The following is a 12328-nucleotide window of genomic DNA, read 5'->3' on the forward strand; positions in this document are numbered from 1 at the left end:
TAAAGATTGTGGCATCACATTATTCTCTACGATAACTAGGCAAGAGAACAATGTGATGCTTTTTGGTCTTTAGGCTTTGTAGATGACTTTCAACATTCGTACGATCTAACGTATATGGAACCAGATTATATTATTGAATCCATAAAAAGAACAGCACGTGAGCTCTTTCGTCAAAATGGCTATCATAAAACCAGTGTGAACACATTGGCAAAAAAAGCTAAGATTGCGAAGGCGACAGTGTACAAGTATTTTGATAGTAAAGAAATGATCCTGCATGCCATTCTCATGGATTATCTTCGTGCGAGTCTGCAGGATATTTTGAAAACAACCAAATATGAAGATGATATGGCTTCGTTTTTGGCGTCTACAATATTGCGGGTAAGCCGACTGACCTATACGGCTTGCAATGAATTGATCGGCTGGGAATTTATCCGGGAATCTGCAAACGCCCAAGAATATTTAAAAACGCTGTCTGAAGATTTGGAGTTTCTGCTCTTAAGTACATTCATTCAGAATGAAAAGATAAATGAAGCGATTAGCGAAGAGAAGCTAACCTTTTTGATCAAGTCCAGTAAAAGTATTGTGTTTTCTTTTGCTTTTACGGCTGTCTCAGATGCCGATGTGCGGAAAAACTTTATTTCGTTTCAGAAAGAAATCCTTCCTTATCTTGTTCAGGCAACAGTTCAGTAAAGTTGTTATAACGCGCGCATCCCTTTCTAATTCGCGACGTTATGTCCATTCCTGAAAAAGGTTTACATCTTATCTTTTTTGCATGCTCACTTTTTTATGATGCTCTGCAACGTTCATGCTGTTGCCGGGTTGTCTTCGTATTGTGTTCGTACCACCTTCGGAGATGAACACTCTTGCAACTATTATTGACCTGACTCGGAACAGATAATTCCTGTTCAGAGTCAGGTCAGAATCTGGTCAGTATTGGTACACAATCTGTATCGCATCCGAATAAGGTACGAACAATGTCCGAATCTGATCCCCGTATTTTATTCGCTTGAAACTTATCATACCCGTCAGGTACTCGTTTATGCCAGTGATAATCAATGGCTATAAATCATTTATGCAGATGAAAAATCGGTATAAATTTGTATTTTTGCACCCTATGAGTAGAAGAATTCCGCAAGAGAAAAAGTTCTTGAAAGATATTGCCATCATTGATATTGCCGAAGAGGGTAGAGGTGTTGGAAAAACCGAAGATTTGGTTTTGTTTGTAGAAAAAGCTGTTCCCGGTGATGTTGTTGACGTGGAGCTTATGCGCAAGAAAAAGAATTTTGCGGAAGCTCGGGTAACCAGTTTAAAAGAGGCTTCATCTTATCGCGTAGATCCGTTTTGTGAACATTTCGGTGTGTGTGGTGGATGTAAATGGCAGCATATGACCTATGATGCTCAATTAAAATTCAAGCAACAATCTGTCGATAATGCCCTATCGCGTATTGGGAAAGTGGATACTTCAGCGATGGAAAGTATCTTGGGCTCTGCGCAAACGGAATACTATAGAAATAAATTAGAATATACATTTTCCAACAAAAAATGGTTGACTTCAGTTGATGAAGATGCGTCCCAATTGGAAATGAATGCGCTAGGTTTTCACGTGCCAGGGCGTTTTGATAAGATTTTAGATATTGATCATTGTTTTTTGCAAGAAGATCCGTCAAATGAAGTTCGCAACAGCATTCGTGATTTTGCGCTTAGTCAAGGTATGACGTTCTACGATCTGCGTGAACACACCGGTGTATTGCGCAATTTGATTATCCGTATCTCGTCTACCGGGGAGATGATGGTGATCGTTGTGTTTGCATATCCTGAAGAAGGACAGGTTGAGTTGTTGATGGAATTTGTTAAAGAAAAGTTTCCTCAAGTCGCTTCCCTGTTATATATCGTAAACCAGAAACGCAATGATACAATCTTCGACCAGGATATTCATGTATATGCAGGTCGTGACTTTATCTATGAGGAGATGGAGGGCTTGCGTTACAAAGTGGGGCCTAAGTCGTTCTATCAAACAAACTCTGCACAAGCGTATGAGCTGTATAAAATCACACGTGACTTTGCCAATTTAAAGGGGGATGAGCTGGTGTATGATTTGTATACAGGAGCAGGTACAATTGCAAACTTTGTCGCTAAGAAGGCAAGAGAAGTTGTGGGTGTAGAGTATGTTCCCACTGCCATTGAGGACGCTAAAGTGAATTCGTCGATCAATGATATCACGAATACAAAGTTTTACGCCGGTGATATGAAAGATGTGTTGACCCCTTCCTTTATCGCCGAACACGGTAAACCGGATGTGGTTATTACCGATCCACCACGTGCAGGAATGCACGCTGACGTTGTAGCGCGTTTGTTAGAAATGGAATCGCCGCGTATTGTATATGTCAGTTGTAATGCTGCTACACAGGCCCGCGATTTGGTGTTGTTAGGCGAAAAATATGAGGTGAAGCGGATCAAGCCGGTAGATATGTTTCCGCATACGCAACACGTTGAGAATGTCGTTTTATTGGAGTTAAAGAAGTAATAGGATACCATATGGAAGTAGAAGATTTATTTGCAGGATCTGCAAGAGAAGAAAATGCAGCGTCTACAGCGCAAAGTCCATTGAAGAGTTTGCAGGTAGATCTCGATTTTTATAGTGAATCAATCCGTGAGGTAGCGCAGGAGATTGTTGAAGAAGGTTATTCTGACTATCCTATTTTTGTTGCACATCAGCATGAAGTTTCTGTTGGTGAACTGATATTGGATCGTAAAGAATTGGAAACGAAATGGAGTATAAATGCCTCTACATTGGAAGAGTTTGTAGAAATGGATATTATTCAAGAAGATCGTAAGGCTTCTTTTATTCAGAACTATAAACCTGCGAAAGACTATATGTGCTTATTTGTTGTCGTTGCTGAAGGCGCTAATTTTGTTTTTTATCCATACAAGTGATCAACAAAGAATATTTAAACTTTTTTAACAGTACAAGTGTCAAACTATTACTACTTTTAGCAAAGTAGGTTAGGTGTAACAGGGAATTAATAAATTGAAATAAATTATAAACTGTTCTTGCGGAAATAAATGTTTGACCCAATAAAATTGTTGAGAATCACAATCGCACTGAAACCAATTGGGGTAATTGAAGAGAAATATTAGGATGAAAATAATACAGATACATATATTAGGGCTTTTTTTACTGTTATTCACCTATTTCGGTGCTACTGCGCAACAGTTGCAGAAGGTTTCGGGGATGGTGCTGCAAAAAGGTAACGGTAATCGCATTGGAGATGCTGTGGTGCTTAATATGCGTACACACAGGTCTACGTTGAGTAACTCTTTTGGTGTTTTTACGATTGATGCATCGGTAGGAGATTCCTTGTCTTTTACAAAAGTTGGGTATTCACCGGTTAAAACTGTGCTGACCAACCTGAACGAGTTTTATGTGGAGTTGCAAGAAGGGATCCGATTGGAGACTGTCATCGTTGAACGAAAAACAAAGGAGGCCGAATTAAATGATGCCATGAGTAATTACGCTAAAAAGGGCGTTTATAATGGGGGTAAAAATAAGTTCGGGACCTATCTGGGTAGCCCGGCAACAGCGCTTTATAATCTTTTTGGACGGGAAGCCAAGAACGCCAAACGCTTTGGGCGTTTTATGGATAGGGAGAAGGATGAGTTGCAAGTTGATCGTATTTTTTCTCGGGAGGCTGTTAAAAACCTGACGAAACTGGATAGTACAGAATTAGATGCTTTTATGATACGCTATCGTCCATCGTTTGATCTTGCTGAGCATTGGGGACAGTACGATCTAATGCATTACGTACAGCAGTCTATGGACGACTTTAATGCCAAGGGAAGGCCTAAAGGGGCTCTTTTACCTGATATTGAAGTAAAGACTCAAGAAAAATAAAAACATTTTGCTTTTGTTACTGTTAGCTGATTGTAAGGTCGGAAAAGGTGATTTAAAATTTTGTAGCGTATCAACGTCATTTTCGGAAGTTTTAAGCGCCTTTTGTCGTGTTTTGTAACAAAAAAGTTGATAAAAATATCTTTTGGCACTTTGTTTGATTTTAGTAGAACGGTATTTAATTTGAATATTAAAAGTCTTAGATAGCATACATATGAAAATGAATAGAAAATTGGCTGTATTAGGTTTGACAGTTGCAACCTCAGCTATGTTATTTGGAAGTTGTTCTACCATCCAAAATACAAATAATACAACTAAAGGCGGCGTAATCGGTGGTGTTGCCGGTGGTGCATTGGGTGCATTGATCGGAGGTAAAGCTGGTAATACGGCAATAGGTACTTTGGCTGGTGCTGCCATTGGTGGTGCTGCAGGTGTATTGATCGGTAAAAAAATGGATAAGCAAGCCGCTGAGATTTCTAAAACTGTTGAAGGCGCGGAAGTTACACAATCTGCGGAAGGAATCGTGGTTAAGTTTGATTCAGGTATTTTATTCGATTTCAATAAATCAGATTTAAAAGCGTCAGCTAAAGATAATATCGCAAATTTGGTAACAACCTTGAACAAAGAACAAGGTACTGAAATCCTGGTTATCGGACATACAGATAATGTAGGTACGTTGGCTGCGAATGAAAAAGTGTCTTTGGACCGCGCAAATTCTGTACGTGCATTTGCGGTATCTAAAGGCTTAGCGTCTTCGCGTATTAGAACTGAAGGTAGAAACTTCTCTGAGCCAATTGCAAGTAACGATACGGAAGCAGGACGTGCTCAAAATCGTCGTGTTGAAATCGTGATTGTGGCAGGTGATCAAATGAAGAAAGAAGCAAAACAACAAGCAGGTCAATAAATCTGATTCAGGACTTTGGTCTTTTCGGAGTCTGTTTGACTTGATTGCGAATCATAGAAAAAGCGCTGATAAATTCAGCGCTTTTTTTGTGGAATACAGCCGTCCGAATTTTTATACGGCCCATTTACGCCTAAAATTTGACAAAGTATAAACCATATTTCTGTCTGACAAACTGTCATTATATGGATTTAAATTTCTAACTTTGTAGTCTTTGAAATAACTAAGGGCTTGAAATCAGATCAGCAAAAGATGAGTATTTGCGTTAGTTATTCCATCGAAAATAATAAAAATTATATTCTATTGAATATCGAGCTATGCTAGATTTAACACATACCACTAAGGAACACGACGAATCTCGTCAGGGTGAGGCATTATTATTAGAACAGGATCCGATTTTAAGTAATGGACGCAAACTGTATATTGAAAGTTACGGTTGCCAGATGAATTTTTCGGATAGTGAGATTGTTGCTTCTATTTTGTTGGATAAGGGATTTGAAACAACCAAGAATTATCAGGAAGCTGATGTGGTTTTTATTAATACCTGTTCAATCCGCGAAAATGCAGAACAGCGGGTACGCAATCGTCTAAAGGAATTTGAAGCTGCTAAAGCAAAAAATCCCGGAATGATCGTTGGTGTGCTGGGCTGTATGGCGGAGCGTTTGAAATCGAAATTTTTAGAAGAAGAAAAGTTGGTGGATGTCGTGGTGGGGCCAGATGCTTATCGCGATCTACCAAATTTGATTGATAAAGTTGACGATGGAGCTAAAGGTGTAAACGTTTTATTATCTCGGGAGGAAACGTATGCCGATATTAATCCTGTCCGTTTAAACTCGAACGGTGTGACAGCTTTTATTTCGATTATGCGCGGTTGCGACAATATGTGTTCTTTTTGTGTTGTTCCTTTTACACGTGGACGTGAACGTAGTCGTGATCCACAATCTATCGTGAAGGAAGCCCAAGATCTTTTCAATGCCGGATATAAGGAGGTTACGTTGTTGGGACAAAATGTGGATTCGTATAAATATACTGCTCCAGTAGCTGAAGGGGAGGAACCGGGTGAAACCATAACATTTGCTAGCTTGCTTACAATGGTTGCTGAAATCAGCCCGCTTTTACGTATTCGCTTTTCTACTTCCCATCCAAAAGATATTACAGATGAAGTTTTATATGCAATCGCTTCGCATGAAAACATCTGTAATTATATTCACTTGCCAGTTCAATCAGGGAACTCTAGAGTATTGGAATTAATGAACCGTACCTATGACCGTGAATGGTATATGGAGCGTGTCGATGCCATCCGTCGTATTATTCCGGATTGTGCTATTTCCACAGATGTTATTACAGGTTTCTGTACTGAAACAGAAGAGGAGCATCAAGAAACATTGTCTATGATGGATTATGTCAAATACGATTTCGCCTATATGTTTGCTTATTCAGAAAGACCAGGTACATTGGCGGCAAAAAGATACGCAGATGATATTCCTGAAGATGTTAAAAAACGTCGTTTGACAGAAGTGATCAATAAACAGCGCGATCATAGTTTATACCGTTATCAACATTTTATTGGCAAAGTTTGTAAAGTGCTTGTTGAGGGATTTTCGAAAAGATCTGAGTTTGATTTCTGTGGCCGTAATGATCAAAATGCATTGGTGGTATTTCCAATTGATCCTCGATTTAAACAAGGCGATTATGTGAATGTACTTATCGAGTCATGTACCTCTGCGACATTATTGGGAAAGATTGTTGATTAAGAAAACTTAGATTGTTTTATTTCCAACTGGAAATTTATGGATAACCAAGATATAAAGAATAGATTTGGAATTATTGGTAATTCGCCTTTGTTGAATCGTGCTATTGATATTGCACGACAAGTGGCTCCAACTGATATCTCCGTACTAATACAAGGTGAAAGTGGGAGTGGTAAAGAGGTTTTTTCGCATATTATCCATCAATTAAGCTCACGTAAGCATGGCCCTTTTATTGCGGTCAATTGTGGAGCTATACCAGAGGGGACCATTGACTCTGAGTTATTTGGTCACGAAAAGGGTTCCTTTACAGGTGCCCATGAAGCCAGAAAGGGATATTTTGAGGTCGTTGACGGTGGAACAATCTTTTTGGATGAAGTAGGTGAGTTGCCTTTGGGTACGCAAGCAAGATTATTACGTGTATTGGAGTCAGGTGAGTATATACGGGTAGGGTCATCCAAGGTACAGAAGACAAATGTACGTGTGGTTGCTGCGACAAATGTGAATGTATTTGAAGCTGTACAAAAAGGTAAATTTCGCGAAGATCTTTATTATCGTCTGAATACTGTACCGTTGCGTGTACCGTCATTACGTGAAAGACCTGAAGATATCAACTTATTATTTCGCAAGTTTATTGTAGATTTTTCTGAGAAATACCGTACACCTGGGGTTCAATTGACAGAAGATGCACAAAATATGCTGCGCAACTATAGCTGGCCCGGAAACGTGCGTCAACTGAAAAATGTTGCGGAGCAAATTGCAGTTTTGGAGAAAGAACGCGTTGTCGATGCCTATACACTTCAAAATTATCTGCCCAATGAATCCCGAACGAGTTTGCCAGCGGTAGTTCCTTCAAATAATGGTGGAAAAGAGGATTTCTCCGAAAGAGATTTGCTGTATAAGGTCTTATTTGATATGAAGAAGGATATGGTTGATCTGAAAAAACTGGTGGTTGAATTAATTCAGAAAGGTGTCGATTCGAGCACATTTGATCAAAATTCCCCTTACATTAATCAGTTATACCAGGAGATTGAACCACAATTGAAAGCAGAACCAGAAAATTATAATACAACCCCAACGCTCACCATACATTCTCCAGCAAATACAACAAACGTATTAAAAAGTCCTGTTGCACAGGATGAATACCTGCAGGATGCTCAAGAAGTTGAGGAATCTTTATCGCTTGTTGATAAAGAGTCTGATCTGATTAAAAAAGCGCTGAAAAAGCACCGAGGTAAACGTAAAGCTGCTGCGCAAGAGTTGGGGATTTCTGAAAGAACTTTGTACAGAAAAATTAAAGACTTAAATTTAGATTAAGGTTTACAGATGTTGTCAAGAAAAATTTTATATGCTTTTCTCACCACAATCTTTTTGTTTGTAATGAATAGTTGTGGGGTAAAATATGGATTTACTGGTGGATCCATTCCTGAGGGAATGAAAACAGTTAATATTCAATATTTCGAAAATATAGCTCCTTTGGTTTATCCAACCTTAAGTCAGAATTTTACGGAGGCACTGAAAGAACGTATCCGTAACCAATCTCGATTGAGTCAGGTGAATCAAGACGGTGATGCTACCTTTGAGGGATTTATTACAGAGTATTCGATAAGTCCTGCAGCTGTTGAAGCTGGGACAGATCGTGCAGCGATGAATAGGTTGACGATTACAATCAAGGTTAGTTATCATAATAAAATTAATCCGAAGGATGATTTTGAACAGCCTTTTACGCGATTTAAAGAGTTTGCAGGTAATCTTCAGAGTGCACAAGAAGAGACCTTGGGTAAAGAAATTATTCAAATGCTAACTGAGGATATATACAATAAAGCGTTTGCTAATTGGTAATTCTATTTCCAAGATGAATCTTAATATATCATTATCCAATAACGAGCTTTTTTTTCAAGCAATCAATCATCCCGACACTGTGGCGGAAGATGTTGTTTTAGCATTGATTGAAAAATACCCTTATGCCCAAAGCCTGCGATTTATCTATGAACGCAAAGTTTTTGGCAAGCATAGTTCAGTTCAGAATTTATCGTCTACTTTGCTCTATGCATCTTCTCCGAGTTGGTTGTATGAATTTATGCATTGTAAACCAACGACAGAGCCTGATGTATTCATGCCGTCAGATGAAATTCCAGTGGATGGAGCACTTCGCGACGATGATGGGACTATCGAAATTGAAGCTGAGCGTGAAACGGTAGCTGAACCAGTTTTATCCAAGATTGAGGTTGATGAATTGGATCGTTTGATTCAAGCCGGGGTTGCAAAAGATTATTTTCGGTCAAACGATCAGCAGCAAGAAAATAGTGTCGATTCAGAGGAACCTGCATTAGTAGCACCTGTTGTAGCGGAAGCTGTTGCCAATACAATGGATGATGGTCAGGAGCGTGTTTCGGTCTATGATGATGATACCATGCCCTACAGTTTCTTGTGGTGGTTGCATAAGACGAGATTAGAATATGCTGATACCTATCAGCCCTATGTAAAATCTCCATTACGCCCAATGACGCCCTCGAATGACGATATTGCTAAAATTCATGAGAAGCTGGATAATCAGCTACTCGATCAACAGATCCGGGAAAATATCTTTCATTTACAATCGCCTGAAGCAAAGTTAAGTGATGAGGTTAAAACGACAATCTCTTTTCAAATACCGCGTAAAACAGACGAGGTAATCGAAAAATTTATTCGTGAAGAACCTATGATTCAGCCCCTGCAAGCAGAAAAGTTAGACTTGGAGAATAAAGCTAGAAAAAGTTCGGAAGATCAGCATTCACTTGTTACCGAAACACTTGCAAAGATCTATGTGGAACAGGGCTTATATCCAAAAGCAATAGATGTTTACAAAAAATTAGTTTTGAAATATCCAGAAAAAAATGCTTACTTTGCGGCACGCATAACAGAATTAGAAAAGAAATTAAATTAATAACATAAAGAGATGCAAGGATTATTAATCGGTCTAATCATATTAGCTAGTATTATTTTGGCGTTTTTGGTTTTAATCCAAAATCCAAAAGGAGGAGGTTTGTCATCTGGTTTTTCAGGTGGAACGAATCTTATGGGAGTAAAACGTACAGGTGACTTTTTGGAAAAAGGTACCTGGATCATGGTTATTGCCATTATGGTATTTAGCTTAGGTGTAAATGTTATTGGTACGTCTCCAAGTACATCTAAAGGTGGATTGGGGGGTCAAATCGAAGCGCCTAAACAACAAGGTCCATTGAACTTGGGTACTGGACAACAACCTGTTGGCGCTCCGGCGGGACAAGGGCAAGCTGCTCCGGCTCAATCGCAAGAAAAGGCTCCAGCGGCTACACCGACAACAAAACCAGCAGAAGAAGCTAAGAAATAGTTGTCAGTAAAAAATGATGAGCCCCGTTTGTTTGTACAGACGGGGCTTTTTTATGTTCGATATTTTGTTTAAGACAGGTATGTAGCGATAAATTTATTAGTCTGTCTGTCGAAGGAAGTAAGACTGACAGACTGGGAATGACAGTGTGACAGCAAAATGAATTTTTGTCGATGGAGATATTAACTTTTCTGTGAAAAATTGTCTTATAAGCTGTCTTAATTACAATTGGCATAAAAGATGATGTGTTTATAGCGATTATAACATTAAAATAAATTCAATAACAGATAAAAAGTAAATTAATTATGGCATTAAGTATCAAACCTATCGGAGACAGAGTAGTAGTAGAAGCTGCTCCAGCAGAAGAAAAAACAGCTTCAGGGTTGTATATCCCCGATACAGCAAAAGAAAAACCATCTCAAGGTACAGTAGTTGCTGTAGGTACAGGTAAAGTTGACGAACCGTTAACTGTGAAAGTTGGTGACAAAGTATTATACGGAAAATACGCAGGTACTGAAATTACTTACGAAGGAAAAGAGTACTTAATTATGCGTGAGTCTGATATTTACGCGGTTATCTAATTAATAGGAACAGTTTATTTAAAACGAGCTTACTGGCTCAATTAAAAATTCAATAGGTTATTTTAGTGAAGCTGTAAAATTGGACGTGTAAAAAATAAATCGGTTTACGGTTTAATTTAAACTCGAATTACACTTCTTAGAAATACTAAATACTCATATAAAAATGGCAAAACAAGTAAAATATAACGTTGAGGCTCGCGAGGCCCTTAAAAAAGGTGTAGATACTTTAGCGAATGCAGTTAAAGTAACATTGGGTCCTAAAGGACGTAACGTAATTATTGAGAAAAAATTTGGTGCTCCAGTAATTACTAAAGATGGTGTTTCGGTAGCGAAAGAAATCGAATTGAAAGACGCTTTAGAAAATATGGGTGCACAAATGGTAAAAGAAGTAGCTTCTAAAACAGCAGATCAAGCTGGTGACGGTACGACTACTGCTACTGTATTGGCACAAGCAATCGTTGCTCCAGGTATCAAATCTGTGGCTGCTGGAGCTAATCCAATGGATCTAAAACGTGGTATTGACAAAGCTGTTGCAACTGTTGTTGCTAACTTGAAATCTCAATCTCAAGAAGTTGGTCAAGACAATAATAAAATTAAACAAGTTGCTACTATTTCTGCAAACAACGACGAAGTAATTGGTGCTTTGATTGCTCAAGCAATGGAAAAAGTAGGTAACGACGGTGTTATCACTGTTGAAGAGGCAAAAGGTACTGAAACAGAAGTAAAAACTGTAGAAGGTATGCAATTTGACCGTGGTTATTTGTCTCCATATTTTGTGACCAACTCTGACAAAATGGAAGCGGAATTAGATAATCCATACATTTTGATCTACGACAAGAAAATCAGCAACATGAAAGAATTGTTGCCTATCTTGGAGAAACAAGTTCAAACTGGTAAACCATTATTAATCATTGCTGAAGACTTAGATGGTGAGGCATTGGCAACATTAGTTGTTAATAAAATCCGTGGTTCGTTGAAAGTTGCGGCTGTTAAAGCTCCAGGTTTCGGTGACCGTCGTAAAGCAATGTTAGAAGATATCGCTATCTTAACTGGTGGTACTGTTATCTCTGAAGAAAGAGGTTTCAAATTAGAAAATGCTGAGTTATCTTACTTAGGTCAAGCTGAAAAAGTTCAAGTTGACAAAGATAACACAACGATTATCAATGGTTCTGGTAATGTAGAGGATATTAAAGCACGTGTTGCTCAAATCCGTTCACAAATCGAAACAACAACTTCTGACTACGATCGCGAAAAACTACAAGAACGTTTAGCAAAATTGTCAGGTGGTGTAGCCGTGTTATATGTCGGTGCAACTACTGAGGTTGAAATGAAAGAGAAAAAAGACCGTGTTGATGATGCTTTACACGCAACTCGTGCAGCTGTTGAAGAAGGTATTATCGCTGGTGGTGGTGTTGCCTTCATTCGCTCAACTGAAGCTTTGGTAAACCTTAAAGGTGACAACGAAGATGAGCAAATCGGTATTGACATCATCAAACGCGCTATCGAAGAGCCATTACGTCAGATCTGTAATAACGCTGGTATCGAAGGCGCAGTAATCGTTCAAAAAGTGAAAGAAGGAACTGCAGATTTCGGTTACAATGCACGTACAGACCGTTACGAAAACTTAATCGCTGCTGGTGTAATTGATCCAACTAAAGTATCTCGTGTAGCATTGGAAAATGCAGCTTCAGTTGCTTCAATGTTATTAACTACAGAGTGTGTATTGGCTGACGAAGCTGAAGAAAACCCTGTAGGTGCTGGTGCTCCTCCAATGGGTGGCGGTATGGGTGGAATGATGTAAGATCATCCCATTTCTAAATAAAAAAGAAAGGCTCATTTGGAATTCCAAATGAGCCTTTC

12 protein-coding genes are annotated in these 12328 nt (G+C 38.9%); all 12 read left to right on the top strand.

The annotated features are described in order from the left end of the window. The first annotated feature begins 114 nt into the window (after positions 1 to 114). The 12 genes from B4Z90_RS06020 to groL all read left to right on the top strand — a co-directional run bounded on the left by B4Z90_RS06020 (position 115) and on the right by groL (position 12269). Complete coding sequence (locus tag B4Z90_RS06020) at positions 115 to 690, top strand: TetR/AcrR family transcriptional regulator (RefSeq protein ID WP_046674798.1); 576 nt, start codon at positions 115 to 117, stop codon at positions 688 to 690. Positions 691 to 1114: 424 nt separating this feature from the next. Further along, positions 1115 to 2524 carry a 23S rRNA (uracil(1939)-C(5))-methyltransferase RlmD gene (gene rlmD / locus B4Z90_RS06025; RefSeq protein WP_070561796.1) on the top strand — a complete coding sequence of 470 codons (1410 nt, stop codon included), beginning with the start codon at positions 1115 to 1117 and terminating at the stop codon, positions 2522 to 2524. Positions 2525 to 2535: 11 nt separating this feature from the next. After that, positions 2536 to 2934 (top strand): hypothetical protein, encoded by a 399-nt coding sequence (locus B4Z90_RS06030; RefSeq protein ID WP_112373963.1) that lies wholly within the window; start codon positions 2536 to 2538, stop codon positions 2932 to 2934. A gap of 205 nt (positions 2935 to 3139) precedes the next feature. Beyond that, positions 3140 to 3892, top strand: coding sequence for a hypothetical protein (locus tag B4Z90_RS06035; protein ID WP_070561645.1), 753 nt, complete (start codon positions 3140 to 3142; stop codon positions 3890 to 3892). A 211-nt stretch (positions 3893 to 4103) separates the two neighbouring features. Then, positions 4104 to 4793 carry an OmpA family protein gene (locus B4Z90_RS06040; RefSeq protein WP_172462318.1) on the top strand — a complete coding sequence of 230 codons (690 nt, stop codon included), beginning with the start codon at positions 4104 to 4106 and terminating at the stop codon, positions 4791 to 4793. 314 nt (positions 4794 to 5107) lie between these two features. Beyond that, entirely contained in the window at positions 5108 to 6544 is a 1437-nt protein-coding gene (gene miaB / locus B4Z90_RS06045) for a tRNA (N6-isopentenyl adenosine(37)-C2)-methylthiotransferase MiaB (RefSeq protein ID WP_112373961.1), read from the top strand. 36 nt (positions 6545 to 6580) lie between these two features. Continuing rightward, on the top strand, positions 6581 to 7855 hold the full coding sequence (locus tag B4Z90_RS06050) for a sigma-54 interaction domain-containing protein (RefSeq protein WP_070561639.1): 1275 nt from the start codon (positions 6581 to 6583) through the stop codon (positions 7853 to 7855). Positions 7856 to 7864: 9 nt separating this feature from the next. Then, a complete protein-coding gene (locus B4Z90_RS06055) occupies positions 7865 to 8380 on the top strand; it encodes an LptE family protein (RefSeq protein WP_070561637.1) in 516 nt (171 codons plus the stop codon). 13 nt (positions 8381 to 8393) lie between these two features. Next, positions 8394 to 9464, top strand: coding sequence for a hypothetical protein (locus tag B4Z90_RS06060; RefSeq protein ID WP_070561635.1), 1071 nt, complete (start codon positions 8394 to 8396; stop codon positions 9462 to 9464). 12 nt (positions 9465 to 9476) lie between these two features. After that, a complete protein-coding gene (gene secG / locus B4Z90_RS06065; protein WP_070561633.1) occupies positions 9477 to 9890 on the top strand; it encodes a preprotein translocase subunit SecG in 414 nt (137 codons plus the stop codon). A 302-nt stretch (positions 9891 to 10192) separates the two neighbouring features. Further along, a complete protein-coding gene (locus B4Z90_RS06070) occupies positions 10193 to 10468 on the top strand; it encodes a co-chaperone GroES (protein WP_028070710.1) in 276 nt (91 codons plus the stop codon). A gap of 163 nt (positions 10469 to 10631) precedes the next feature. Further along, positions 10632 to 12269, top strand: a complete 1638-nt coding sequence (gene groL, locus B4Z90_RS06075) for a chaperonin GroEL (RefSeq protein WP_070561631.1) — start codon at positions 10632 to 10634, stop codon at positions 12267 to 12269. The last annotated feature ends 59 nt before the right edge of the window (positions 12270 to 12328 follow it).

Origin of the sequence: Sphingobacterium sp. UBA5639, assembly GCF_002421245.1 — a bacterium.
Lineage (GTDB): Bacteria > Bacteroidota > Bacteroidia > Sphingobacteriales > Sphingobacteriaceae > Sphingobacterium > Sphingobacterium multivorum.